The organism is Streptomyces sp. NPDC028305, from assembly GCF_055569495.1.
Map to the genome: position 1 here is coordinate 216446 of NZ_JBVHTN010000003.1, position 25553 is coordinate 241998.

Consider the following 25553-nt stretch of genomic DNA (forward strand, 5'->3'; position numbering starts at 1 on the left):
GGATGCAAGATCCTCACTGATCCGCGTGGCTCGACCGACCGGTCACGTCGCCACGAGCGGCACGTACTGCCGGTTCGAGCAGCGACAACGTCTTCTCTTCCGCATCGAGAGCGACGCGGATGCCGACCGGCATCGGCAGATTCGGGCCCGCATGTCCGACCTCGACGTTGCCCAGGACCGGGATGTCACGGTCGCCGAGAACGTCGAGGACGATCTCGGCCAGGGTCGGGGAGCCGTCGGGTGAGCCGAGCCCGTCGATCGCCTCAGGAACACCCACGACCATGCCGGCGATCCGATCGAGGATGCCGCTGTGCCGCAATATCTGCAGGTAGCTCCACACGTACGACGCCTGGCCGCCCAACTCCTCCCAGAACAGCACCGCACCGTCAAACCGTTCGAGCGGCAGCGCGAAAGGCGTCGCCTGCGCGAGCACAATGCGGTTGATGACCCCGCCGATCAGCGGACCTTCGACACGCCCAGCACGCCAGCATTCCCACGACGGGCCGGCGGGCAGCGCGCCGATCGGCTCCGTGCCGGTCAGCAGCGTCGCGTACAGCTTCCCCAGCTCCTTCCGGCGGGCCACGGACGCTCTCTGCCAGTGCCCGCCGAGACCGGGCGTGGCCAGGTCGGCATGGAATCCGACCAGGCCCGTACGCGCGTAGAGCACCAGATGCAGCAGCGAGATGTCGCTGTAGCCGAGGATCGGTTTGGGGTCGGCCCTGATCGCGTCGAAGTCGATCAGATCGAGATATCCGAACACTGTCTGGCCACCGTCGTGCGCGACGATCGCGCGCACCTCGGGGTCACGCAAAAGACCGTTGAACTCCCCAGCGATCTCGTCCGGCCGCGCCACGCTCCACCAACGGTGCCGCCCGGCCTCGAGGAGCGGTGCGAGACGCACGCGGAATCCCATCCCCTCGAGCTCGGCCACGGCCCGCTCGAGATCGGGCGCGTATCTGGCATGGAGCGGCCCGGACAGCGCCGCGATGACGACAAGATCACCGGACACGAGGGCCCGAGGGCGCAGCAGTTGGGGCAGTTGAGGCAGTGCGGTAAGCGTCACCGCGGCAGTATCCCGATGCCTGCAATAACACGCGACACATTTACGGATCGGCTCCCTCCCCAGGCGATCGACTCGGCAGCCTCGTCCACGAATACACGCAGGTCGCCTAGGGTGACACCGTTTCCGGCGCCCACAGTCCCGGTTGGGGTTTGGCGCCATCTCCAGGACACCAGACGGCGGTGCCAGTTCAGCAGTGTGCCCCGGGTGACCAGCCGATTGCGGCGTAAGGCGAGTGGCAGGTGCCGTGCGAGACCAGAGCGCACGGCACGATCGGCCCATGAGAGCTGTGGCCGCTTGATCTGCCGGCGAAACACGGCGACCTCATGGCGAAGCGCGAGGATCTCGGCGTTGTTCTCGGCGGTCGATCGACCCAGCAAAAGAAGACAGCCCAGCAGCCGGGAGAAGATCAGGTACAGCAGTCGCAGACCCAATCGGCGACATCAGTCATCGACACAGCAGGCTAGCGACGGACGTCGCCACCCGGGCCGACCATCACCCAAACGGGCGACAAGCAAAGTGGCGTTCCCACTCGAGACCGGGTGGTGGTCGCCTCGGACGCGCGACGGCGGCCGAAACCCGCCGCGTCATCCCAAGCTCACACTTGGCGAGCAGACGCCGCACAAGTCGGCCGAGCCGCGGACGACGCATCGGCCGCGCCCACGGAAACCCCCGAGACACCCGCTGGCAACGGCGAGCAGGACGACGAGAACCATCGCGACCACCTGGACCGGGCCGCCAGCATCAGCTCCGCCGAGATCACCTGCCATCGCGACATGTGGAACTTCCTCGTCAAGCACGCCGTCAACGGAGACCTCTTCCGGCCCCCCGGAAAGGCGACGGAGCAGGCCGACGGCCGCGTCTCCGTCCACGCGTCCGGCCCCACCCTCACCGCCGCGCTTGAAGCCCTCTGGGCACTCCAGCACGAGGCGAAGACCGCGTTGGGCGTACAGGCCGTCGCCCGCATCTTCTCCCAGCGCATCGGTGAAGCCCTCGCGAAAGCGAAGCCGGCCGACGAGACGACGCGTCGAGAAGAGTCGGCAGAATCCAGTCAGCCGGACTTCCCGCTCACCCGCATGGTCATCGACGACCGACCCCTAGCCGGCGCAACCAACTGAGGCGACCACAGCGAAGCCCCCACTAACGGTCTCGAGTGGGGGCTCCGCATTGCTCCAGTGCGACCAGGCGATTCAAGGTTCGCCCAACGTCTGCGCAATGCCCACTCGTCACGGTGGTGCTGCGGCCCTCCGAAGCCGGACGGCTGCACAGTCTCCGCACCTGAACAAGGAGCCCGCATGCGTTTACGTCGCACCCTCGTGACCGCTGCCCTCGGCGGCACACTCGCCCTCACCGCTATGGCCACATCCGCCCAGGCATCGTCGGCCGCCCCGTCCACGTCGGCCTCAATCGGCACCAACACTACGTGGGCACCGGGGCACGCGGAGTACTACAGCACCTACTCGAGCAAGGCCGCGTGCGAGAACGCGGGAGTCACCGGAGACATACACGGCCGGTGGTCGTCGTGGTCCTGCACCAAGACCCTCCGTGGGTGGGATCTCTGGGTCACCTACTTCTGATCCGGTGACCGACCGGCCCACCAGTCGGGCCGCGTCAACACGAAGCACCAAGGCCCCCAAGAGCGGCTCGTCAGCGGATGACACGGCCACACCCAAGGTCCACAACAGGGGGAATGATGAACAGCACAACCCGCGGCGCGGGCAGCCTCGCCGCGAAAGCCGGCATAGCCACATCAGTGGTGATCCTAGGGCTGATCACGCCCGCACAAGCCAATTCCGCCAACCAGGCGCCCGCACAGGCCAAGGCCGCCGTCAACCTGCCCGCGACAGTGATCCCGAACCGGGTCATGAGCTGGAACTCCAACGGGCAAAAGCTCAGCACACCGCAAGACATCGTCGACCACATCAAGCGGTTCCGCCCGCAGCTGGTCCTCCTACAGGAATCCTGCCGGACCGAAGTACGCAAGGCCGTCAAGTTCCTCAACGAAATCGGGTTCCAGTACGAGTTCAAACTCGGACCGGGCACCGTCAACATCGGCTGCGACGGCTGGAGCATGAACGGCCAGGCCATCGTGTACGCCAAGGGCACCCCGATACAGAACTACCGCGAGGTCAGGTACAGCGACGACGAGGGGCCGTGGGAAACCCGCGCCTACACGGCGTTCACCACTCGGCTCGCAGGCCGACAGGTCCGGGTGTTCAACACCCATCTCAGCGACAGCGGTCACGCTGCGGAGAGGAAGACACAGGTTCAGGAACTGGTGGCCGCAGGGCGGCGGTACGGTTCGACGCTACTCGGCGGCGACTTCAACGCCCAGCCGTGGTACCGGGAAATGCGTGCGATCTGGGATGCCCAGTACTCGGATGTTGATCCCTTCTGCCGCAAGGACTGGGACCGCCGATGCAACGGGACACAGGTTGGCCGCAACTCGGGTAAGAAGTTCGACTACATCCTCCACCGAGGCGTGAACTCCCGGAACTGCATCCTGCGAACGGTCAACGAAGACCACCGGGTCGTGATCAGCGACGTCACCCGCGCCCAGGGCCCTCGGACCGCTTGCTCCGTGACCTGAATGCCTGATCCACCGCTGACGCGGGCCACTGAACAACAGGGCCGACGGGTTCCCTCGTCGGCCCTGTTGCAGATTCCTCCCACCAGATAAGGAGCCTGCACATGCGTTTACGTACCGCTCTCGTGACCGCTGTCCTCGGCGGCACACTCGTCCTCATCGGGGTGGCCGCGCCTGCCCAGGCGGCGCCAGCCGCGCACTCCACAAAGGCTGAAGCCGCACCGGCCTGTGGGGAATATAACGGCTGGTGAACGGGTGGCCAGAGGGGCTACCTCACCTGTCGCGCTGGCACAACGGTGGTTTCCGCGATCCTCGACCCGGGGTGACAGTCGGCCCGGCTGGCGACTTCAGGTTTTGGCCCATGACTGATGCGGCCGGGATGCTGGAGTGCGGACATGACTGCGGCCCAGTCGCCTGGTCAATGGCCAGAAGCCCCCTACCCAGTCCTTCAGTTCTAGTGGTCGTCGCAACACCCCAGCTCAAGGGGTGCGATGGACTTCAAGATCCGGGAGAACGGGGGACCAGGGGGCGGTAGCCGTCTGCTGCGTGAGCGGGAGGTATATCTCCAGCTCATGCAGCAGGGCTACAGCAATCGAGAGGCCGGCCGGATCGTCGGTATCAACCCGCGGACCGGCAAGCGGTGGCGGAACGGCTGGCACACTCCGCCGACGGGGAAGCCGAAGCCGCCCATCACCGTGGAAGCTCCGGCGCCCCAGCCATCGCGGTATCTCCGCGAGACGGACCGCATCCACATCGCCGACCGGCTGCGGGAGAAGGCGTCCATCCGGCAGATAGCCGCTGAACCGGGCCGCAGCCCGTCCACCATCAGCCGGGAGATACGGCGCAACGGAGCGTTGTGGCGGGGCAGGAACTGGACCTACCGGCCTCATGCCGCCCAGCGACGTTCCGAGGAGCGTCGCCCACGCCCGAAGCCCGGGAAGATCGGTCAGAACACCGAGCTGCGGGACTTCATCCAGCACCACCTCGAACGCCGCTGGAGCCCCGAACAGATCTGCCAGGCTCTACGGACCGCCTTCCCCGAGCGGCCGGAGATGCACGTGGTCCACGAGACGATCTACCAGGCCCTCTACGTCCAGTGCCGCGGAGAACTCCGCCGCGAGCTGACCCGGGCCCTGCGGACCGGCAGGACCATGCGCCGGCCGCACCGGCAGTCCTACCGGCGCCGGCCTCGCATGTCGGCGGACATGGTGATGATCAGCGGGCGGCCGGCCGAGGCCACCGACCGTGCGCTCACCGGGCACTGGGAAGGCGACCTCATCATCGGCAAAGCCATGCAGTCCGCGATGGGCACGCTCGTCGAACGCTCCAGCCGCTTCGTCGCCCTGGTCCATCTGCCCGACGGCCGCCAGCCCGCCCAGGTGCGGGACGCTCTCATCCACACCGTCTCGTCCCTCCCGGCCCAGCTCAGACGCTCTCTCACCTGGGACCAGGGCTCCGAGATGGGCCTGCACAAGCAGTTCAGCACCGCCACCGACATGCCGGTCTACTTCTGCGATCCCGGCAGTCCCTGGCAGCGCGGTTCGAACGAGAACACGAACGGCCTGCTACGGCAGTACTTCCCCAAGGGCACAGACCTGGCCTGCTACAGCCGTGGAGGCGGTCGGTGCATTCGGCTCGGGCCGTGTGTATCCATCGTTCGACGAACGCGTTGAACCGTGGGCTTTGCGGCGGTGTCGGGATGACGGCTGTGCCGTTGCCGGCGAAGACGGCGTCGAACGCGGCGGTGAACTTTCTGTCCCGGTCCCGGTCCCGGTCCCGGTCCCGGATCAGGAACCGGAAGCACCCAGCCCTCTCCTTAAGGTCCATGAGCAGATTGCGGGCAAGTTGGGTGACCCATGCGCCGGTCGGGTGGGCGGTGACGCCCAGGACATGGACGCGCCGAGTGGCAATCTCCATGATGAAGAAGACATACAGACGTCTGAGGAAGACGGTCTCTACGTGCATGAAATCGCAAGCCAGCAGCGCGTGGGCCTGTGAACGGAGGAAGGAGCGCCAGGCCTGCTGGGAGGCGCGCTGGGGTACGGGGGGCAGGCCGGAGCGGCGCAGGACACGCCTGATCGTGGCGGCGGCGACCCGATGGCCAAGCCGTCGCAGCTCGCCCTGGATCCTGACGTATCCCCAGGTCGGGTTCGGCCGACGATCAGGTAGAGCAGTCGCAGACCCACGATCAGCGATCATGCCCACACTTGAACGACCGCAAAGCCCCAGGTCAACCACCGTACGGCACTAAAGACACCCTTCAGGAGTTCAGCGAAGGCCGAACCGGTCCGGTCGGCCCAAGGCGACCGGATACAGTGCGCGAGACGGCAGCCCGGTCAGGGAGGGGAAGCGTGACCGACACCAGCAACACCCGGCCCGCCGAGGGTGAAGCGCAAGCGCCGCGGCAGAGCCGACTGCACCGGCTGATGCGCTACATCCCCCTGATCGCCCCCGTCCTGCTGTGGGCCGTGCCCTGCTGGGTGCTCCTGCACACCAGCCAGCACTGGCCGCTGCCCGTCACGCTGGCCGGCACCGCCCTGTTCACCCTCGGTCTCATCGGTATGCCGCTCGCGATGGTGCGCGGCCACGGCCGGCGCCAGCAGGACCGGGCGGCGATCATCGGCGACACCCTGCTGGGCACCATCTGGATTCTGTTCACCTGGTCCGTTCTGCTCGGCGTCCTCTTGCGGCTCGCCCTGACCGTGGCCGGCGTCGGCGAGAGCCAGGACCGAGCCCGAATCGTCACCTGGGCCGTCCTCGGCATAACCGCCGTACTGCTCGGCTGGGGGTACGCCGAGGCCCGCCGCGTGCCACGCGTGCGCCGACTCGACGTGCAACTCCCACGACTTGGTGCCGGGTTGGACGGCATCCGCGTCGTCCTCATCACCGACACCCACTACGGCCCGCTCGATCGCACTCGCTGGTCGGCACAGGTATGCGAGACGGTGAACACTCTGGAAGCCGACCTGGTCTGCCACACCGGCGACATCGCGGACGGCACGGCCGAACGCCGCCGCGCCCAGGCCGCCCCACTCGGTACCGTGCGGGCCACCCGGGCCCGTGTATACGTCACCGGCAACCACGAGTACTACAGCGAGGCCCAGGGCTGGGTCGACCTGATGGACGAGCTGGGCTGGGAGCCGCTGCGCAACCGCCATCTGCTGCTCGAACGCGGAGGCGACACCCTCGTGGTCGCCGGCGTGGATGACGTCACCGCCGAGTCCTCTGGCCTGGCAGGCCACCGCGCCCACCTCGCCGCAGCCTTGAACGGCGCCGACCCCGACCTACCCGTCCTGCTCCTGGCACACCAGCCCAAATTCATCGACCGGGCAGCAGCAGCCGGCATCGACCTCCAACTCTCCGGCCACACCCACGGCGGCCAGATCTGGCCCTTCCACCACCTCGTCCGCATCGACCAGCCCGCCCTCGCCGGCCTCAGCCACCACGGCCCCCGCACCCTCCTCTACACCAGCCGCGGCACCGGCTTCTGGGGCCCACCGTTCCGCGTCTTCGCCCCCAGCGAGATCACCCTGCTCGTGCTCCGCTCCCCGCACCTGCCCACCTCGACATAGCACTCGACGGACCGACACATCCGCTTGGAACAGTGCCCTTGCCGGAAACCTCATCCGTGCAGGTCAAGCCGCATTCCGGTACTCGTGGAGGATGCCGCCGAGGCGATCGCGTCGACGTATGTTGAGGCGGGCTAATGTGTCCGGGTCGTCGATCGGCGGGGGCAGGGGCTGTAGCGGCCTGGCGTTCGCGATGCCCTGGTGTGGTCGGTGTCCGTTGTAGAACTGCTCGAACTCGCGCAGGGCATGGAGAAGGTGTCGCTGGTTCCAGATCAACGTCCGGTCCAGTAGCTCGCGGCGACAGGTCTGTATCCAGCGCTCCACGATCGAGTTCATCCTCGGTATCTGGATGCCGCTGAGCACGACCTCGATCCCCGCGTCCCTGAGGACGGCATCGAAGAGGACAGGGAACTTCCCGTCCTGGTCCCGGATCATGAACCGTGCCCGGCAGCCGAGGCCTTCGAGGTCCATGACCAGGTTCTTCGCCGCTTGCGCTACCCAGGGTGGCACGTACATCCGCACCCCCCGACAGAGTGACTCTTTCCAGGAAGCCGCAGGCCAGCAGGGCATCAGCCTGAGAGCGAAGAAAGGTGGCCCAGGTGCTGGAGTTCCGCTCGGGTGCTGGGTCGATGCCGGCCTCCTTCAAGATCTCCCAGACGGTGGACGCGCCCACCTTCACCCCCAGCACCAGCAGCTCACCGTGCAGACGCCGGTACCCCCAGCTCGGGTTCTCCTTCGCCAGCCGCAGCACCAGGACGCGGATCAAGCGCACCGTGCGCGGCCGACCCGGACGCTTGGGCCGACAGGAGGCGGCATGGCGGCGCGCGACGAGGCTGCGGTGCCGACGCAGCACCGTGTCAGGGCGTACGAGCAGCCGTAATCTTCGCAGGACGTGCAGTGGCAGCCGGTGCAGCAGCGCCGCCAGGAATGCCCGATCGCTGGGCGTGAACCGGACCTTGACCTTGCCGAGTTGACGTTCCAAAACGGTGACCTGGTGGCGCAGCGCGAGGATCTCCGCGTCCTTGTCCCGGTCGGACATCGGCAGCAGACGAAGCATCGCGAACGCGTTCGACACACCGAGATAAGCCAGTCGCAGCAGCACGGTCGATCATCTTGCCGCGGGTCAGCGCCAGCCTCGCGAGAGCGCCCGTTCCGGCGACCTCGCCGGTCAACCTCCGGTACACCGCGCGCACCACCTCCCACCAGGGCGGATGACATTTCCGGCGCACGCACGCCTACATCACCGCCCTCGGCGGCGCACTGACTCTGCGAGCCGACTTCCACGACCACGCCACCCAGACCACATGGCCCCAGCCATGCACCACGGAAAGCGGACACCCGCTCAGGCTTGCGGGCGCCGGTCATCCGGGCTGACCCGCTGGTTCGGATGTGCCAGACCTCAGAACAGCGGGCCCTTCCGAGGCAGCGTCCCGGTCGTGGTGATACGGCTGATCCACCTGCCGACCCCGGTGTCGAATGGATGGTGCTGCCGTACCCGAACTTGTACGAGGGCAACCCGCTGGACAGGCGACACTCCGTCCGCCGAGTCGCTCCCGTCCGGGCCCCCGAGGCGCCCAGGGCAAACGGCGCTGGGCCCGGCCTCGGCGACCTTTTGGCCCCATGCGCCGGACCCGTGAACGCCCAGATGGTGCGATCGACGGCGGAAGCGGGGGTGGCGGCCTGTTCCGTACTCTGGCGGCATGCGCATGCGTCCCACTTTGAGCTGGACCCCTGCCGAGGACCTGCCGGCGGGCAGCACGGATCTGGAACCGGTCGCCAAAGCGCTGAGCACCGGCGGTGTGCTGGTACTCAGCGGGGCCGGCATCTCCACCGAGTCGGGCATCCCCGACTACCGGGGCGAGGGCGGGAGCCTGAGCCGGCATACCCCGATGACCTACCAGGACTTCACAGCCGACGCCCAGGCCCGGCGCCGGTACTGGGCTCGCAGCCACCTCGGCTGGCGCACCTTCGGCCGCGCCCGCCCCAACACCGGGCACCGGGCCGTGGCCGCGTTTGCTCGGCATGGCCTGCTCTCGGGTCTGATCACGCAGAACGTCGACGGCCTTCACCAGGCCGCCGGCAACGAGGGCGTCGTGGAACTCCACGGAAGCCTGGACCGGGTCGTCTGCCTTTCCTGCGGCGCCCTCGGCCCGCGCCGCGAACTCGCCCGGCGATTGGAGGAGGCCAATGAGGGCTTCGAGCCGGTGGCCGCCGGAATCAACCCGGACGGTGACGCCGACCTCACCGACGAACAAGTCGGGGACTTCCGTGTGGTGCCCTGTACGGTCTGCGGCGGCATCCTCAAACCGGACGTGGTGTTCTTCGGCGAAGCCGTTCCGCCACGGCGGGTCGAGCACTGCCGCAAGCTGGTCCGCGAGGCGACCTCGCTGCTGGTCCTGGGCTCGTCACTGACGGTGATGTCCGGGCTCCGGTTCGTCCGCCAGGCGGCCCAGGCCGGAAAGCCGGTACTGATCGTCAACCTGGACCCGACCCGCGGCGACCGGCACGCCGTCACCCGGGTCGCGCTCCCGCTGGGAACGGCCCTCACCTCCGTGGCCAGCCGACTGGGCATCCCGCAGTCGGCACAGCCCTGACCCGGAGCAAACGTGACGGAGCCGGGAGCGGGGGGCCCAGGCGGCGGGACGCGGTGTGCACGGCGCTGGAGTACTGCTCGTGCGTCCTGACACGGTACTGCGCCGGCATCGCGACCTCGCAAAGCGCCAGCATGCCGCCTCATCACGGCCCAGGCAACCCGGCCGGCCTCGTACCATGCGCTACGTCCGGACTCTGGCTCTGCGCCTGGTCAGGGAGCATCCGAACCGGGGCTACAGGCGTCTGCACGGCGAACTGCTCGTGCTGGGAGTGGAAGTGGCCGCGTCGACCGTCTGGATCGAAGACGTAGGCTGCCAGGCCCGGTTCATGATCAGGGACAGGGACGGGAAGTTCCCTGGACCGTTCGATGACGCCCTCAAAGACGCGGGGATCGAAGTCATCCTCAGCGGCATCCAGATGCCGCGAATGAACTCGATCACGGAACGGTGGGGGCAGACCGCAGACACGAGCTCCTGGACCGGACCCTGATCTGGAACCAGAGCCACCTCCGCCACACACTCCGGAAGTTCGAGCAGTTCCACAACACTCATCGGCCCCACCCGGGCATCACGAACGCCCGGCCACTGCACCCGATGCCCGCACCGATCACCGATCCGGACAAGTTGACCCACCTCGACATACAACGACGCGACCGCCTCGGCAGCCTCCTCCACGCATATCACCATGCTGCCTGACCTGCATGGATGCAGTTCTCGGCAAGGACATCTTCATCCGCCCGTCTGCGGGGCGGGCCTGGCGGGCCGGAGTGCGTGGGCTTCGGCGAGGAGCAGGTAGCCGCTGGCGGTCCAGGTGTAGGCGCGGTCGCGCAGGCCGGTTCCGGTGAGGGCGTCGAAGTTCTCCGCGAAGCCGTGTGTCTCGCACAGGGTCCGGAAGCGGGCGCTGATCTCGTGCGCGAGGTTCTGGTGACCGCTGCGGCGCAGGCCGTCCTCGATGAGGACGACGGCGGGGGCCCAGACGGGGCCGCGCCAGTAGCCGTCGGAGAGGTAGTGCGGTGAGCTGGGCAGTTCGGTCGCGAGCCCGTACGGCGTCAGGTGTGCCTCGATACGGTCGGCCAGCACCGCGGCGACGTGCTGCGGGAGGTGCTCGCCCAGCGCGATCGGCATCAGGTCCAGCAGGCTGGAACTGCTCCACGTGTCCCTACTGTGCGCTCCGCGGGCGACGAAGTGGTCACCCTTCCACAGGTCGTCGAGCATCGCGGCCTGAGTCGCGTCCGCGGTCCTCGTCCACCGGCCGGCGTCGTCCGGCCGTCCCAGCTCTTCGGCCAGGGCCGCGAGTTCGCGCAGTTGGAGGACCAGAAACCCGGCGAGGTCGGCGGTGGCGACCAGCCGTTCCGGGTCGAAGGTCGTGGCGTTGTCCCAGCCGCTGTCATTGCCGTGCTGGTAGTGGGGGAGGGCGCTGCCGGGCGCTCTTCGCGCGGTGAGCCAGAACGCGGTCCAGCGTGCCAGCCGGTCGTACGTCCGGGCCAGCTCCGCCGGGTCGAGCGGTTCGGGCAGGCGTCGGCGCAGGTGGCCCAGAGCCCAGCCGTGGATGGGGGGTTTGACGTAGTTGTAGAGGATCTCGGAGTGGCAGACGGAGTCGGGCAGGGCGCCGCTCTCGTCCTGGTGGTCGAAGGGGAGGCAGAACTGGTCCCAGGCGGACGCCGACAGACCGGGGGCCATCGCCAGGGCGTTGAAGCAGTGGTCCCAGCTCCAGACCTTGTCCATCCAGTGCTTGGACATCAGCACCGCGGGCCGGGTGACGAAGCCCGCTGGGTTCACCGTCGCGGACCACAGGACGTAGGCCGCCAGTTCGGCGGCCGGGGTGTCGGCCGAGCGCCACGGGGCGACCGCGTCAGCGAATTGGGCGAAGGCGTTCTGTGCGGCGGTCACGACCTGGTCGAAGGCCGTCTGCGCGGTGTAGGGGCAGCGTGCGCTGTCCAGTTCCTCGACAGCGGCCTCCCAGACCCCGCCGTTCTCTGCCGCGATGGCCAGACCGCGCTCCGCGCTGCCCAGGTCCTGGGCGCCGAACGCACCGACCGCGCCGGCGGACAGCGCGGTGATCCGGTAGCGGCGTCCGGTCTCATACGAGGTGAAGACGTACGCCCCGTCCACCGGGTCACGGAAGAAGTAGGCGCCGGTGAAGGGTGTCAGGGTCTGCTCGGCGGCACAGATACGCAGGCCGAGCCCCTCACCGCGCAGCCGTATGGTGTCCGGTGACTCGTAGGCGAGGTCGATACGGCCGCCTTCGCCGGTCCAGCTGAGCAGTCCCGGTGTCGCCTCGATGCGGGTCGTGGCCCGGGCACCCGTCCCGGCATCGAGGGGGACGAACCGCAGCACTGCGTGCATACCGTTCTGGTGCGAAACCAGGTGGAGGTCGTCGGCGTAGGTCTTCTGGGCCACCACAGGCGAGATGCCGAACCAGGACCCGTGGGTGCTAAACGGAATGTCGTGGACGGAGAAGGCCGGGCCGGACGGGGCGGCGGTCATGAGCGTTACTCGTTTCTTCAGCGGTGGCGGGTCGGCGGCATACCGGGCGGCTGTGGCGGCGTACCGGTCGATGGTGTGCGGCGTCCCGGCGGGAGCTTCCCGCGGGCGGGGGAAGGATCGCCGAGGAAGGTCAGTCCTTGACAGCGCCGGCGGTCACGCCGGCGGCGACGTACCGCTGGGCGAGGACGAGGATGACCGCGGCGGGCAGCGAGGCCACGACGGCGGTGGCCATGATGGCGTTCCACTCCTGGTTGTTGTTGCCGATGTAGTGGTAGATGCCGAGGGTGATCGGCTTGTGTGTGGCGCCGCCCGCGAGGGTGCTGGCGAAGACGAAGTCGGACCAGGACCACAGGAAGGCGAACAGGGACACCGTGACGACGGCGTTGCGGCTCATCGGCAGGACGATCGACCAGAAGGTGCGCAGGGGGCCGGCGCCGTCGGTCTTCGCGGCCTGGAGCAGTTCGCCCGGGATCCCGGACATGAACGCGGTGAAGATGAGGACCGCGAAGGGGACGGCCAGGGTGGAGTCGGCGACGATCAGGCCGGGCACGGACTGGAGCAGGCCGAGCTGGAGGTAGATGGCGTAGAAGCCCATCGCCATGATGATGCCGGGGATCATCTGGGCGGCCAGGAGGAGGAAGCTCAGTACCCCGCCGCCGCGCGGGCGCAGCTTGGCCAGCGCGTAACCGGCGGGCGCGGACAGGGCCACGGTCAGTACGACGGTGCCCAGGCCGATGACGAGGCTGGTGCCGAGGTAGGGCAACTGCTCGTCGAGGACCCTGCGGTAGCCGGCCAGCGTGCCGTGGACGGGGAACAGGTCCGGTGGGCTCTTACGCATGTCCTGGTCGCGGGTGAAGGACACGTTCAGCATCCAGTAGACCGGGAAGAGCATGATCCCGGTCAGCAGAAGGCCGATCGTCGTCTTTCCCCAGGTGCGCTTGGAGCTTCGCATCATGTCAGCGCCTGCTTTCTCTGCACCCGGACGTAGACCAGGCCGAAGACCAGGGCGGCGATCACGAGCAGGTTGCCGACGGCCGCACCCGGGCCGAATGCGGGCAGCAGGTTGCCGAAGCCGAGCTGGTAGGACCAAGTGGCGAAGGTCGTGGATGATTCCGCCGGGCCGCCCTTGGTCATGATCCAGATGATGTCGAAGACCTTGAGCGTGTAGACCAGCCCCAGCAGTAGGGTGATCGCGGACACGGGGCGCAGCAGCGGGAAGGTGATGCTCCAGAACCGGCGCCAGGCACCCGCCCCGTCGAGGGCGGCCGCCTCGTACAGGCCGGCGGGGATGGACTGCAGGCCGCTGTAGAGCACCACCAGGTTGAACGGGACACCGATCCAGATGTTGGCGGTGATCACCGAGGTCAGCGACCAGGAGGGTGACGTCAGCCAGTTCACCGGGTCGATGCCGACGGCGTGCAGGGCGGCGTTGACGACACCGGAGTCGCTGTTGAGCATCCATGACCAGGTGGAGGCGGACACGATGAGCGGCAGCAGCCAGGGCACCAGGAACAGGGCGCGCAGGGTGGCGGAGAGCCGGAAGTGCTGGTTGAAGAAGACCGCGAGGGCCAGGCCGATGGCGTACTGGAAGAGCAGGCACACGGCGGTGAACACCACGGTGTGGAACAGGGCGGGGGCGAAGGTCGGGTCGTCGAAGACGGTGCGGTAGTTGGCCAGGCCGGTGAAGGGTGCGTCGCCCTGGACGAAGGAGCGCACGGTGTAGTTGCGAAGGCTCAGATCGAGGTTGCGGTACAGCGGATAGGCGTAGAAGAGGGTGAGGTAGAGGGTGACCGGGGTGAGGAAGGCCCAGGCGGCCCACTGCTGGGAGCTGGGGCGGCGTCGTGCCCGGGGCGGTGCGGTAGGGACCGCCGTGGGGTCGGGCACGGTTCGGCGATGCGGCACTTGTGTCGTGTGACTCATCAAAAGGCCCTGGAGTGCGTCACTTGACGGCGGACTGAGCGGCGCTCAGTGCGTCCTTCGGAGACTTTGAGCCGCTCAGGGCGGACTGCACGGCCTTCCACAGCTGCTCGGAAATCCTCGGGTACTTGGTGCCCAGGTCATCGCTGGTGCGGCCCCGGGCGGCCTTGACCGCGTCCACCCACGGCCCCAGCTCGGGGTTGGCCGCCACCTGCTTGTCCTGGACCTCGGAGGTGGGGGCGACGTAGGAGAGGGTGGTGTCGGTGTCGTACAGGCTCTGGGTGCTGGTCAGGCAGGTCGCGAGTTTCTGCGTGGTGGCGTAGCGGTCGGTCGAGTCCTGGACCGGGACGGTGACGAACTCGCCGCCTGTCGGGGCCGACGCCTTGCCTCCCTCGATGCCGGGGATGGGCAGGAGGCCGTAGTCGAAGCCCGCCTTCTTGGCGTTGGCGAGCTGCCAGGTGCCGTTCTCGCTGAACGCGTAGTCGCCGGTCGCGAACTCCTGCCAGCTGGTGGTCTGGGTGTTGTTGAGCACCGAGTTCGGGGCGTAGCCCTTGGCCAGCCAGTCCTTCCACAGGGACAGCGCGGAAACGGCCTGGGCGGAGTCGAGCTCGGTCAGCTTCGCGCCCGAGCCCCAGAACCATGGCAGGAACTGGAAGCTGCCTTCCTCGGTGCCGATCGCCGAGAACGTGATGCCCTTCTTGCCTGCCTTCTTGACCTTCTCCAGCGCCGCGGTCAGCGACTTCCAGTCCTTGATCGAGGCGATGTCGACCCCGGCCTCCTTCAGGACCTTCTTGTTGTAGTAGAGGGCGAGGGTGTTGGCGCCGATGGGGGTGCCGTAGGTCTTGCCGCCCGACTGGCCGGCCGCGAGCAGGTTGGGATCCACCTTCGAGGAGTCGAGCTTGTTGTCGTCGGTGGTGGTGAGGACGCCCGCCTCGGCCAGGGTCGACACCACCGGGTTGTCGACGATGAGGACGTCCGGGGAGTTGCCCTGTTGCGCGGCCAGCAGTGCCTTGTTCGCCAGGTCGCTGGTGTCGAAGCCGGTGCGCTTGACCTTCACGCCGGCCTTGGTGCCGCACTCGTCCAGCAGCTTCACCCATGCCGAGCCCTTGTCGAACTGGGGATACGGGTCCCAGATGGTGTACGTGCCGCTGTCCGACGCTTTCGTCCCGGTGCCTCCCGAGCCGCAGGCGGTGGCGCTGGTCGCGACGGCCAGGGCGGTGAGGGCTGCGGCGGTGAGGCGACGCCGTCTGGAGGAGCTTTTCATGGCCGGTCCTTTGTTTTTGGCATGCCGGTGCCGAGGGCTGGAGGTGGTGGGGAGGGTGCGGGCACGGCGAACGAGAACTGCTGAGCGGTTCGAGCGTCCGGTGGGCGTGAGGAGGTGAGCGTGAGGTGCGGTCAGGGGGTCGTGTCGGGCCAGGTGTCCGCCGCGGGCGTGACTCCCGTGGGCCCGGTGCTGGCCCGCAGGGAGATGGGCGGCGTGAGGAGATGGTGCCGGGGCGACGCGTGGGGATGGTCGAGCCGCTCCACCAGCAGCTCGACGGCGAGCCGGCCCATCTCGGCGGCCGGTACGTCCGCCGCGGTGAGCTGCGGGGTCACCGTCTCCGCCCAGCGGCCGGCCACCACTCCGGTGACGGAGAAGTCGCGCGGTACGTGGCGGCCGGCCTGGGCGAGCCCCCGGTAGAGACCGCCCAGCGCGGCCTCGTTCAGCGTGACGAGGGCCGTGGTGGCGGGATCGTCGTGCAGGATGCGCTGTACGCAGCTCTGGCCCGAGGCGGCGTCGTCCCCGCAGCAGTACGTCCGGACCGTCAGTCCGCGCTCGGCCGCCGCCTTGGTGAAACCGTCCAGGCCGCGGTGCGCGGATTCGTACCCGGTCCGCAGCAGTTGCTCGGGACGGTTGACGAAGGCGATCCTGCGGTGGCCGAGATCCGCCAGGTGGTGGACGCACGCCTGCACCAGCGCGGTGTGGTCCAGGCTGACCCACCAGATGCCCTCGGGACGTGCGGTGCGGCCGATGGTGACGGAGGGGAACTCCAGGGCGGCCAGATGGTCCACCCGGTCGTCCTCCAGTCTGATCTCCATCAGGATGGCCCCGTCGACCCGCCGCTCCCCCAGCAGCCGCTGGAACGACCGGTCACTGTCCATACCGCTCGGCGACAGCAGCACGTCGTAGTCGTAGGCCGCGGCGGCCTCCACCACGCTCCCGATGAAGTCCAGCTGCATCCCCGTGTAGTGGTTCCCGGCCGGCGGGAAGACCAGGCCGAGGGTGCTGGTCCGCCCGTTGGCCAGGGCGCGGGCACTGGCGCTTGGCCGGTAGCCCAGCTCGTCGACGACCTGCTGGATCTTCCGGCGCGTGTCCTCCGACACCGGGCGCTTGCCGCTCAGCGCGTAGGACACGGTGCTCCGCGAGACACCGGCCCGCCGCGCGATCTCACCGATGTTCACGGCAACTCCTTGCTCGAACCGGCTCGCCGCTTCACAGGAGGAGCGGCCGCCGGTTGTGGGGATGCGGTACGGGAGGAGAGGGGCGCCCCGGTCGTCGAACCGGTTCGCGTGAAGTGACGGTAGGAACCGCCTGAACGCCTGTCAACACCCTGAACATCACTTTCTCGACCCGCCCAAGGTCTGGGTATCGCAGTTCCGTCGCAGGGATTGCTGGTCGGGATTCCCGGTGCTAGCTTCGCGAACCGGTTCGACGAAGCGATCCTTCCGGCAACCCTGGGCGCGCTCCGTACACCCTCGAGGGGAGGAGCTGCCGCCCCGGCCGGCCGGAGAGGTTCCCGTGGCGCAGCAAATCGAACCCATTCGCCTGCCACCAACACCACCCTCCCACCCTCAAACTCTCCCGCCGGGCCGCGCCCCATGGACGAGCAGCCGACCGAGGCCGGCCGACCGGAACCGCCAACTCAAGGATGAGGACGCAATCCATGCCATCCGCTGACAGATCCGCCCGGCGCCGGGCACCGGCCGCCGTGGCGCTGGCCCTCGGCGCGGGCCTGCTGGCCGCACCAGCCGTCCCCGCACAGGCGGCCGACACGCCCCAGCCCACCGCCCGCTACACCTTCGACCAGGACGACCTGTCCTCCGGCAAGATCACCGACAGCTCCGGCAACGGCCTGACGGCGAGTCTGGTCAACGGCTCCACCGCCCGGTCCGTCGCAGGCACGGGCGGGGGCAAGGCGCTCGCTCTCCCCGGCGGGGCGCCCACCTCCACCGGCGCGTACGTCCGTCTGCCCCGTGAAGTGGTCGGCGACGCCGACAACTTGACGGTCTCCGCCCGGGTGAGGTGGAGCGGCGACACGTCGTCGTGGCAGCGGATCTTCGATCTGGGCACCAACACCACCAAGTACCTCTTCGCCACCCCGTCCAACAACAGCGGGCTGCTGCAGACCTCCGTGACCACCGGCGGAGGGGGCGCGGAGACTCAGATCCGCGGCTACGCACCGCTCCCCGCCGACGAGTGGCGGACCGTCACCGTCACCCTCGACACCACCGCCGGCCGGCTCACCACCTACCTCGACGGCGTGGCGGTCTCCTCAGCAGCGACCGGCATCAAGGCCAGTGAGCTGTTGGACACTTCGGCCACGGCCGCCGGCTACATCGGCAAGTCCTTCTACCCGGATCCGCTGTTCAAGGGCGCGATCGACGACTTCGCCGTATGGCACTCGGCGCTCAGCCCCGAGCAGGTGGCCGGCATGGCCGGGGAGGTGCCTACCCTCCAGCAGCTCTCGAAGATGTCGTTCGAGGTCCGTACGGCGACCGGGACCGCCCCGTCCCTCCCCGCCGCCGTCCGCTCCTCCTTCTCCGACGGATACGACCGCGACACGCCGATCACCTGGGACGCCGTGGCTCCCGACAAGTACGCCCAGCCGGGCACCTTCACCGTGGCGGGAACGGCCGCCGGGCGCGCGGTGGAGGCGACCGTCACCGTGGTCCGCGAGGGGCAGCTCACCGTCGACCTCGGCTCGGACACCGGCGCGTTCCACGGCGGCGCCTCCGGCACCCTCTACGGCGTGTACGGACCGGACGTCCCCACCAACAACCTCATCGAGGGCATGGGCCTGCGCACGGTCTCCACGAAGGCGCAGGACGGCCCACAGCACCCCGGCGCCGACGCTCTGGAGGTGGTCAAGCCGCTGGCCGACTCCACCGACGGTGACGTGTACATCTACATGACCGACATCCACCGCGGTTTCCCGTACGAGTGGCCGGGCGACACCCCCGAGGAGAAGCTGGGGCTCTACAAGGAGAAGATCGCGGTCCAGGTCGACCAGGTCCTGCACCTGCCGAAGCAGTACCAGGACAACATCGTCTTCGTGCCGTTCAACGAGCCCGAGGGCAACATGTTCGGCACCGGGGAGTGGAGCTACAACAAGGTCAGCTGGCTGAGCGACCCGGACGACTACTTCGCCGCCTGGGACGACGTCTACAAGCTCATCAAGCGCAAGATGCCCGGCGCCCGCATCGCCGGTCCCAACACCAGCATCCTGTACGACCAGGTGAAGGGCTTCCTCACCCACACCCTGGCCGCCGGCACCCTCCCGGACGTCATCACCTGGCACGAGCTGAGCCACCCCGAGGCGGTCCGCGAGAGCGTCGCCAAGTACCGGGGGTGGGAGAAGGAACTGTTCAAGGGCACCGACAAAGAGGGCACCCAGCTCCCCATCAACATCAACGAGTACGCCTTCAACTACCACACCTCCGTCCCCGGCCAGATGATCCAGTGGGTATCCGCGATCGAGGAGTCCAAGGTGGACGCCGACATCGCGTACTGGAACATCGACGGCAACCTCTCCGACTCCGCCGTGCAGTCGAACCGCGCCAACGGCCAGTGGTGGCTGTTGCACTCCTACGCCTCGATGAGCGGGCACACGGTGAAGGTCACCCCGCCGTTCCCGGGCGAGAACTACACCATGCAGGGCGTCGCCACCGTGGACGAGAAGAAGCGGCAGGCCCGGCTGCTCTTCGGCGGGTCCACCGGGAAAGGCCACATCAGCTTCGCCGATGTCCCGAAGAAGCTCTTCGGGAACCGTGTGCACGCCTGGGTGCGAGAGATCGAGTGGAGCGGACAGTTGGGCGACAACTCCGGCCCGAAGCTGCTCACGGAGACGAATCTGAAGGTCGGTGACGACGGCAAGGTCGTCGTCGACTTCGGCGACGGCGGACTGCCGAAGCTGAAGGAGTCCTCGGCGTACGAGATCGTCCTCAGCCCGGCCGGGAAGGCGAAGGACACGCAGTCCACGCCCGTGCGCTGGCAGGCTTCGTACGAGGCGGAGGACGCCGCCCACACCGGGTCCGGCTACTCGAAGAACGGCCCGGAGGGCTCGCCCCGCGAGGTGTCGAAGTTCTACACCTCCGGCGGCTACGACGTGGGCGGTCTGCGCACCGGCTCGGACGTCACGCTCGACTTCACCGTGGACGTGCCCGAGGACGGCACCTACGACCTGGGCGTCTTCGCCAACTCCCTCAACACCTTCGACAAGGTGAAGGAGCAGGGCCCCACCAACGTCTTCCTGCGCGTGGACGGCAAAGCGGACAGCGAACGGGAACTGCACCTGCCGCTCGCCTACAAGTGGGTGGTGTGGGACCACACGGACACCAAGGTCCACCTCACCAAGGGCAAGCACAACCTGACGCTCGCCGCGAAGAGCCTCGACGGCAAGCGCGCCACCAAGGGCGACGCCATCGTCGACCGCCTCGCCCTCTCCCTCCCCGATCCTTCCGCCGCCACCCAGGTGTACGAAGGCGAACTGGCCTGGCCGGACGGCGGCGCACGGCCCGTCTACGACCTGCCCAAGCGGACCGGAACCCCCGCCACCGGCTCGGGCGCGATCCAGCTCCCCAAGAACGGGACCGCCACCTTCTGGGTCTACTCCCCCGCCGACCGCGAGGCCACCCTCAAGGTCGACACCCTCGGCGGCGCGAACGCCAGGCTCTCCGTCAACGGACACAACGTCCTGCGCCTGTCCAGGGGCAAGCACAGCGTCGCGGTCTCCCTCTCCGGCGGCATCAACAAGGTGACACTCACCGGAGGCTCGTCAGCCACCCTCGTCGACCGCCTCACCGTCACGCCCACCGAAGGCACGCTCACGGCGCGCACATACGAGGCCCAGGACGCCAAGCTCGCGGGCTCGGCAACACTCACCCCGCTCTCTCTGGCGACCGACGGCACGGCGATCACCGGCATCGGCGGCGACCCCGGCAACGGCAACACCGCGACCTTCACCGTGAATGCCGACCGGGCCGGCCTGAACGCGCTGCGCATCCGCTACTCCAACCCCGAGCAGTCCGAAGCCACCCACTACAACCCGGACCCACTCGCCCGCCACGCCGACATCACGGTGGGCGGCGGCAAGGCGCAGCGCGTGACCTTCCCCCACAGCTTCCACCAGAACAACTTCTGGGAGCTGACCGTGCCGGTCCACCTCAAGAAGGGACAGAACACCATCACCTTCCGCTCCGAGGAACTGCCGAACTTCGACGGCACCACCTACGCCTCGGACACCTTCCCCGGGGTGCTGCTCCGTTCCCGCTACGCACCGCTGATCGACCGGATCACCGTCGCGCCGTACGCAGAGGAGGTGCGATGAGGTGATCAACACCGGCGGCGATGTGCCGCGCGCAAAGATCGGGTAGCGACCGCTCCGCCACGCCCCGCCCGGCAGGGTCGCGTCCACTCAAACCGTCGGTGCCACGAAGGCACGGTGCCCGGGTCCGCCATGGTCGGCGGTCCCGGGCTACTGGCGGGTGACACGCGCCAGGCGCCGCTTCAAGCCGCGGAACTGTCGCGCAGGAAGCCCGCGAACGCCTCGGCGGCAGGGGTGAGGACGTGGTCACTCATGCGGACCAGGAGGATGCGACGCACCGGAGCGGGGGGTTGAAGCGGCAGGACGCTGACGCCGGCTCGGATGCCCTCCAGGGCCAGGGTGGGGGCGAGGGCGATGCCGATGCCGGCGGCGACCATGGCCCGGGCCTCCTGGTAGTCGTGGGCCTCGTAGGCGATCTGCGGCTCGAAGCCGGCGGCGTGACCTCCCCGGATGAGATTTCCGGCAAGCGCAGCATCGGCGGCGGCCATGGGCTGGTGAAGGCCAGGGCCTGTCCGGACGGCGGGGCGTGAGGCCGGACAGGCCCTGGGGATATCGGGGTGTGGCTCGCTACACGCTGAGCCAGGCCGTCTGGTCCGGGGCCAGTCGGTTGTCTTCGAGGGGGCCACTGGCCAGCAGGGTCGAGGCGTGTTCGGGCAGTTGGTACGGCTCGGTCGAGAGGTTGACCACGCACACGAAGCCGGGCTTGCGGTGGAAGGCGAGAACTCCGGCGGGGGTGTCGTCCAGCCAGGTCAGGGTGGAGTCGTCGAGGGCAGGGTGTTCGCGGCGCAGGCGGAGGGCGGCGCGGTAGAGCTCCAGCATGGAGCCCGGGTCGCCGCTCTGGGCTTCCACTGTGCGCGGCGCCCAGTCGGAGGGCTGTGGCAGCCAGGGCGCGGCGATGGGGTCTTCCGCGCCCGCGGGCGGCTGGGGGCTGAACCCGTACGGTGTGGTCCGTCCGGACCAGGGGATCGGGACGCGGCAGCCGTCGCGGCCCCGGTCGGTGTGGCCGGAGCGTTCCCAGACGGGGTCCTGGAGCATGGATTCGGGCAGGTCCTCCACCTCGGGCAGGCCCAGTTCCTCGCCCTGGTAGACATAGGCGCCGCCGGGCAGGGCGAGGGTGAGCAGGGCTGCTGCGCGGGCTCGCCGGGTGCCCAGTTCGAGGTCGGCGGGGCCGGCGGGGACGTAGGACTCGTTGGCCACCCACTTCTTTGCGGCCCTGCGGCCGTAGCGGCTGGCGTGGCGCATGACGTCGTGGTTGGACATGACCCAGGTGGCCGGGGCGCCGACGGTGCCGAGTGTCGTGAGGGTGGTGTCGATGACGGCGCGCAGGTCCTTCGCGTCCCACTCGGCCATGAGGAAGTCGAAGTTGAAGGCGGTGTGCAGGCCGTCGTCGCGGACGTAGGCGGCCAGCCGTTCCGGGGTGTCCGTCCAAGCCTCGGCGACGAAGGAGCGGTCGCCGGGGTACTCGTCGGCCACTTTGCGCCAGGCGCGGTAGATGTCGTGGACCTCGTCGCGGTCCCAGAAGGGGTGCACGCCACCGTCGCGGTCGGCCAGGTCCGGCAGTTCGGGGTCCTTGACGAGGCCGTGGGCCACGTCGACGCGGAAGCCGTCCACTCCGCGGTCGAACCAGAAGCGCAGGACGGACTCGAACTCGGTGTGGACGTCTTGGTGTTGCCAGTTGAGGTCCGGCTGCTGGGGAGTGAAGAGGTGGAGGTACCACTCGCCGTCGGGCACCCGGGTCCAGGCCGGGCCGCCGAAGCGGGAGTCCCAGTCGTTGGGCGGCAGGGCGCCCTCGGGGCCGCGGCCAGGGCGGAAGATGTAGCGCGCGCGTTCGGGGCTGCCGGGGCCTGCCGCCAGCGCGTCCTGGAACCATGCGTGTCGGTCGGAGGAGTGGTTGGGGACGATGTCCGCGATGATGCGGATCCCGTGCGCGTGCGCCTCCGCGATGAGTCGCTCCGCCTCGGCGACCGTCCCGAACAGCGGATCGATCTCGCGGTAGTCGGCCACGTCGTAACCGTGATCGGCCATCGGTGACTTGTACCACGGGTTGATCCAGAGGGCGTCCACGCCGAGGGACTTGAGGTAGGGCAGCCGGGAGCGGATGCCGGCGATGTCGCCGACGCCGTCGCCGTCGCCGTCGGCGAAGCTGCGGATGTAGACCTGGTAGATGACGGCGTCGCGCCACCAGGGAGTGGTGGCGGTGGTGGCGGGCACGGTGTTGTTGCTCCTTGGTCGTTTCATGTCGGACTCGGACCTGTCGGTGTGTCTCAGGCGGGCGTCGGCAGGCTGTGGTGGCCCGCGGCGTCTGCGTGCGGTGCGAGGCCGTAGTAGATCCGGGGCGCGCCGTCGAGTGTCAGCGTCGCGCCACCGCCTGTGACCGGGATCTGGGTGACCTGTCCGATCGCGTCCACCTGCCGTACGGCGGTCGTGGCGGCGACCACGAGCGGGGTCTTGGTCGGCCAGGGGTCGGTCCACACCTCGGGGGCGGGGAAGTGCCAGTCGGTGCGTTGGCCGGCGGTGTTCAGCAGGTAGCCGTCGGCCCGGTTCCACAGCACGACCGCGGGGCCGTCGGGTGTGTCGAACCACAGGCCGAAGGTCTGCGGGTCGGGGAAGGTCAGCCGGCCCCGGAAGGTGGCCTGGTCGAGCGTGCGGGCCGCGGTCGCGTAGGCCAGGAGCGAGGGCTTCGGGCTGAGGTCGCGGTTCATGAGGCCGTAGTGGTACTCGACGTTGTCCGGGTCGGCGACCTGGGGCATGCCGAGCACGCTGTCGTGGAACTGGTACCAGCACACGCCCCGGATCCCCTCGGCCTTGGCCAGGGCGAGGGTGAGGAGCACGTTCTCCGCGGCATGCCGGTAGGTGTCGTGCCACCAGCTGTTGGGCTTGGTCGGCGCGTATGCCTCGGTCAGCCAGATCTCCTTCTCGCCGTGCTCGGCCATCAGCGCCTTCAACTGCCGCAGGCCGCCGTAGAAGTTCCAGTAGGTGCCGTCGCCGCCGGTGGTCCAGTCGTCGCCCGGCGGTATGTAGTCCGGGGTGAAGTTGCCGCGTCCCGGGTGGTAGGCGAAGGCGTCGATCAGGTCCCAGCCGCCGGCGGCGATGAAGTTCTCCACCCATGGCTTGTCCATGCCGGCCAGTCCGTTGTTCATCAGCTTCACGGTGTCGCCGGTGGCTGCTCGCCGGTCGAAAACCGGGCGTAGTGCCTTGTCCAGGTATGCCTGCGCGGCGTCGCCGGTGTTGAAGGGTCTGTTCAGCTCGTTGCCGACCTCGAAGTAGTCGGCGCCGGCAGCGACCGCCACCGCCAGTTTGTCCGCGGCCCAGGTGGCAGCCTCGGTGTCGGTGACGTCCAGGGACGGCTGGAGTTCGATGTTGTGGCGCATGCCGCGGGCGTCGAAGACGGAGGGTGGCAGCCCGGGTCCGCCGTCGTAGGAGATCCGGACCAGGCTGATGCCGACCTTCTGCCACAGGTCCAGTACGGTGTCGGCGCTCGGCCGTTGCAGCCATGGGTAGTTGGCGACGGCGAACATGCTGTCCGTGCCGGCCTGGTAGTCGTAGGAGGGCAGGACCGCGAGATTGGTGCGGGCGAACGCCTCGTCGTCACCGGATCTGACGACCACTTCGGCCAGTGCGATCCCGCCGGCCGGTGCGGTCAGGGTAAAGGTGTGCTGCCAGGTGGCGGCCGCGGGGACGCTGCCGGTCGTGGTCGTGGCGGCCAGCAGGTCACCGTCGAAGTCGCGCATCCACAGTTCCAGCTCGGCCGTCTTGGCCGCGCCGCCGTTGGCCACCAGGGCGGTGAGTTCCATCTGTTCACCGGCCGACTCGTACAGGTTGAAGTCGCGGTTCGTGGTGAGTTCGAGTCCGAGTTCACGGCCCCGGCCGATGGTGGCGGTGGCGGACGGCCGGGTCTCGGAGAAGAAGAAGTCGGCCCGGCTGGTCCAGCCGCCGGCCGCTTCGGCCAGACCCGGAGCGTGCACCCAGGTCGCGTTCGTCCATGCCTGGCGGGACCGGTCCAGCAGGAACAGGCCGTGCAGCGCGGTTGACCAGGTGGAGGTGTGGGCGACGCCGAGGGTGGTCTCGTAGGGGATGCCGCCGCCCGTGTCGCGGACCCATTCGGTGATCGGAATGTAGTCGTCGGGGGCGGTCGGCGCCTGGATCGCCCGGCTGAACAGGAAGCCGTCCGGGACCAGCGTGTCCGCCCCGGTGACGTGCCACTCCAGTACGGCATGGGAGGTGGTGACGCTGAACCAGCCGGTGACGGCGGTCGATCCGGCGGCGGCGTCGAAGGTGTAGTCCATCCGGATCGCCGGCGTCCCGTCCCCGAGCGCGCTCAGCGTCGGGGTGCCGCCTGTGGACACGTGGATGCCGGTGACACTGTCCTTGACCTGGAACTTCGACCCGGCCGACCGGGTCACGCCACGGTCGTCACGGATGGCGAGCCTGCCGCCCGCACTGGCCAGCAGGCTGATGCCACCGGCGGACAGGGTGACGTCGCCGGCCGCGGCGTGCGCGGTGACCGGGGTCGACTCCGCGACGAGTACGACACCGGCGGCGAGGGCCGCGCCGAGGAAGCGCCGGCGGTCGAGGGCGGGTCGGGAGAAGGCTTCGGAGGTCATCGTCTGCTCCTGTCCAGCGCTGGGTGCGCACGCTGATAATGCCTATCTTCAACTTCGTGAACGACACGTTTCCAGGCCGCTACCCCGGTGTCAACAGACGCTTGTCCTGGCGATCCACCGTGCGTTACGGTCATCGCCAGCAGAAGAAGTTAGG

15 protein-coding genes and 4 pseudogenes are annotated in these 25553 nt (G+C 68.7%); 9 read left to right on the plus strand and 10 right to left on the minus strand.

Going from position 1 to position 25553, the window contains the following annotated elements; genetic code table 11:
* Positions 1-13 precede the first annotated feature (13 nt).
* Complete coding sequence (locus ACZ4WQ_RS12365) at positions 14-1063, minus strand: S66 peptidase family protein (RefSeq protein ID WP_311721403.1); 1050 nt, start codon at positions 1061-1063, stop codon at positions 14-16.
* 323 nt (positions 1064-1386) lie between these two features.
* Here ACZ4WQ_RS12365 and ACZ4WQ_RS12370 point away from each other — a divergent pair, with 323 nt between their 5' ends.
* The 6 genes and pseudogenes from ACZ4WQ_RS12370 to ACZ4WQ_RS12395 all read left to right on the plus strand — a co-directional run bounded on the left by ACZ4WQ_RS12370 (position 1387) and on the right by ACZ4WQ_RS12395 (position 7219).
* The gene (locus ACZ4WQ_RS12370) at positions 1387-1527 is read left to right on the plus strand and encodes a hypothetical protein (protein ID WP_311721402.1); all 141 of its coding nucleotides are present in this window, start codon (positions 1387-1389) and stop codon (positions 1525-1527) included.
* A gap of 78 nt (positions 1528-1605) precedes the next feature.
* On the plus strand, positions 1606-2178 hold the full coding sequence (locus tag ACZ4WQ_RS12375; RefSeq protein WP_468022187.1) for a hypothetical protein: 573 nt from the start codon (positions 1606-1608) through the stop codon (positions 2176-2178).
* Positions 2179-2355: 177 nt separating this feature from the next.
* Positions 2356-2637, plus strand: a complete 282-nt coding sequence (locus tag ACZ4WQ_RS12380; RefSeq protein WP_385339760.1) for a hypothetical protein — start codon at positions 2356-2358, stop codon at positions 2635-2637.
* 116 nt (positions 2638-2753) lie between these two features.
* Complete coding sequence (locus tag ACZ4WQ_RS12385; protein WP_385339763.1) at positions 2754-3650, plus strand: endonuclease/exonuclease/phosphatase family protein; 897 nt, start codon at positions 2754-2756, stop codon at positions 3648-3650.
* A 488-nt stretch (positions 3651-4138) separates the two neighbouring features.
* Positions 4139-5257 (plus strand): annotated as a pseudogene (locus ACZ4WQ_RS12390) (IS30 family transposase); the annotation flags it as partial.
* A 741-nt stretch (positions 5258-5998) separates the two neighbouring features.
* Positions 5999-7219: a metallophosphoesterase gene (locus ACZ4WQ_RS12395; protein ID WP_398372440.1), complete on the plus strand. Its 1221-nt coding sequence runs from the start codon at positions 5999-6001 to the stop codon at positions 7217-7219.
* A 63-nt stretch (positions 7220-7282) separates the two neighbouring features.
* Here ACZ4WQ_RS12395 and ACZ4WQ_RS12400 read toward each other — a convergent pair.
* Positions 7283-8318, minus strand: a pseudogene (locus tag ACZ4WQ_RS12400) (integrase core domain-containing protein).
* A 598-nt stretch (positions 8319-8916) separates the two neighbouring features.
* Here ACZ4WQ_RS12400 and ACZ4WQ_RS12405 point away from each other — a divergent pair.
* Both ACZ4WQ_RS12405 and ACZ4WQ_RS12410 read left to right on the plus strand, forming a co-directional pair.
* Positions 8917-9810 (plus strand): NAD-dependent protein deacetylase, encoded by an 894-nt coding sequence (locus tag ACZ4WQ_RS12405; RefSeq protein WP_398372438.1) that lies wholly within the window; start codon positions 8917-8919, stop codon positions 9808-9810.
* Between the two features lie 55 nt (positions 9811-9865).
* Positions 9866-10503 (plus strand): annotated as a pseudogene (locus tag ACZ4WQ_RS12410) (integrase core domain-containing protein).
* Between the two features lie 33 nt (positions 10504-10536).
* Here the strand turns inward: ACZ4WQ_RS12410 and ACZ4WQ_RS12415 are convergent.
* The 5 genes from ACZ4WQ_RS12415 to ACZ4WQ_RS12435 all read right to left on the minus strand — a co-directional run bounded on the left by ACZ4WQ_RS12415 (position 10537) and on the right by ACZ4WQ_RS12435 (position 16653).
* Positions 10537-12294: an amylo-alpha-1,6-glucosidase gene (locus ACZ4WQ_RS12415; RefSeq protein WP_311721395.1), complete on the minus strand. Its 1758-nt coding sequence runs from the start codon at positions 12292-12294 to the stop codon at positions 10537-10539.
* Between the two features lie 130 nt (positions 12295-12424).
* The gene (locus ACZ4WQ_RS12420) at positions 12425-13249 is read right to left on the minus strand and encodes a carbohydrate ABC transporter permease (protein WP_352133016.1); all 825 of its coding nucleotides are present in this window, start codon (positions 13247-13249) and stop codon (positions 12425-12427) included.
* A complete protein-coding gene (locus tag ACZ4WQ_RS12425; protein WP_468022188.1) occupies positions 13246-14214 on the minus strand; it encodes a carbohydrate ABC transporter permease in 969 nt (322 codons plus the stop codon). Before ACZ4WQ_RS12425 ends, ACZ4WQ_RS12420 begins: the two co-directional genes overlap by 4 nt.
* Positions 14215-14233: 19 nt before the next feature.
* The gene (locus ACZ4WQ_RS12430) at positions 14234-15475 is read right to left on the minus strand and encodes a sugar ABC transporter substrate-binding protein (RefSeq protein ID WP_468022189.1); all 1242 of its coding nucleotides are present in this window, start codon (positions 15473-15475) and stop codon (positions 14234-14236) included.
* Positions 15476-15606: 131 nt separating this feature from the next.
* Positions 15607-16653 carry a LacI family DNA-binding transcriptional regulator gene (locus ACZ4WQ_RS12435; protein ID WP_398372433.1) on the minus strand — a complete coding sequence of 349 codons (1047 nt, stop codon included), beginning with the start codon at positions 16651-16653 and terminating at the stop codon, positions 15607-15609.
* Positions 16654-17135: 482 nt separating this feature from the next.
* Between ACZ4WQ_RS12435 and ACZ4WQ_RS12440 the strand changes: the two genes are divergently transcribed.
* Positions 17136-20798 carry a LamG-like jellyroll fold domain-containing protein gene (locus ACZ4WQ_RS12440; RefSeq protein ID WP_398372431.1) on the plus strand — a complete coding sequence of 1221 codons (3663 nt, stop codon included), beginning with the start codon at positions 17136-17138 and terminating at the stop codon, positions 20796-20798.
* Between the two features lie 179 nt (positions 20799-20977).
* Here ACZ4WQ_RS12440 and ACZ4WQ_RS12445 read toward each other — a convergent pair.
* The 3 genes and pseudogenes from ACZ4WQ_RS12445 to ACZ4WQ_RS12455 form a co-directional block, all read right to left on the minus strand.
* Positions 20978-21244, minus strand: a pseudogene (locus ACZ4WQ_RS12445) (LysR substrate-binding domain-containing protein); the annotation flags it as partial.
* Positions 21245-21362: 118 nt separating this feature from the next.
* Complete coding sequence (locus ACZ4WQ_RS12450; RefSeq protein ID WP_398372429.1) at positions 21363-23033, minus strand: glycoside hydrolase family 13 protein; 1671 nt, start codon at positions 23031-23033, stop codon at positions 21363-21365.
* Positions 23034-23059: 26 nt separating this feature from the next.
* Positions 23060-25399 carry a hypothetical protein gene (locus ACZ4WQ_RS12455; protein ID WP_398372427.1) on the minus strand — a complete coding sequence of 780 codons (2340 nt, stop codon included), beginning with the start codon at positions 25397-25399 and terminating at the stop codon, positions 23060-23062.
* Positions 25400-25553 lie beyond the last annotated feature (154 nt).

Excerpts from the sequence above, each read along its gene's own strand:
- ACZ4WQ_RS12440 (WP_398372431.1), top strand. The coding sequence starts at position 17,136 with ATGCCATCCGCTGACAGATCCGCCCGGCGCCGGGCACCGGCCGCCGTG.
- ACZ4WQ_RS12420 (WP_352133016.1), bottom strand. The coding sequence starts at position 13,249 with ATGATGCGAAGCTCCAAGCGCACCTGGGGAAAGACGACGATCGGCCTT.
- ACZ4WQ_RS12405 (WP_398372438.1), top strand. The coding sequence starts at position 8,917 with ATGCGCATGCGTCCCACTTTGAGCTGGACCCCTGCCGAGGACCTGCCG.
- ACZ4WQ_RS12415 (WP_311721395.1), bottom strand. The coding sequence starts at position 12,294 with ATGACCGCCGCCCCGTCCGGCCCGGCCTTCTCCGTCCACGACATTCCG.
- ACZ4WQ_RS12455 (WP_398372427.1), bottom strand. The coding sequence starts at position 25,399 with ATGACCTCCGAAGCCTTCTCCCGACCCGCCCTCGACCGCCGGCGCTTC.
- ACZ4WQ_RS12430 (WP_468022189.1), bottom strand. The coding sequence starts at position 15,475 with ATGAAAAGCTCCTCCAGACGGCGTCGCCTCACCGCCGCAGCCCTCACC.
- ACZ4WQ_RS12370 (WP_311721402.1), top strand. The coding sequence starts at position 1,387 with ATGGCGAAGCGCGAGGATCTCGGCGTTGTTCTCGGCGGTCGATCGACC.
- ACZ4WQ_RS12425 (WP_468022188.1), bottom strand. The coding sequence starts at position 14,214 with ATGAGTCACACGACACAAGTGCCGCATCGCCGAACCGTGCCCGACCCC.
- ACZ4WQ_RS12385 (WP_385339763.1), top strand. The coding sequence starts at position 2,754 with ATGAACAGCACAACCCGCGGCGCGGGCAGCCTCGCCGCGAAAGCCGGC.
- ACZ4WQ_RS12380 (WP_385339760.1), top strand. The coding sequence starts at position 2,356 with ATGCGTTTACGTCGCACCCTCGTGACCGCTGCCCTCGGCGGCACACTC.
- ACZ4WQ_RS12450 (WP_398372429.1), bottom strand. The coding sequence starts at position 23,033 with ATGAAACGACCAAGGAGCAACAACACCGTGCCCGCCACCACCGCCACC.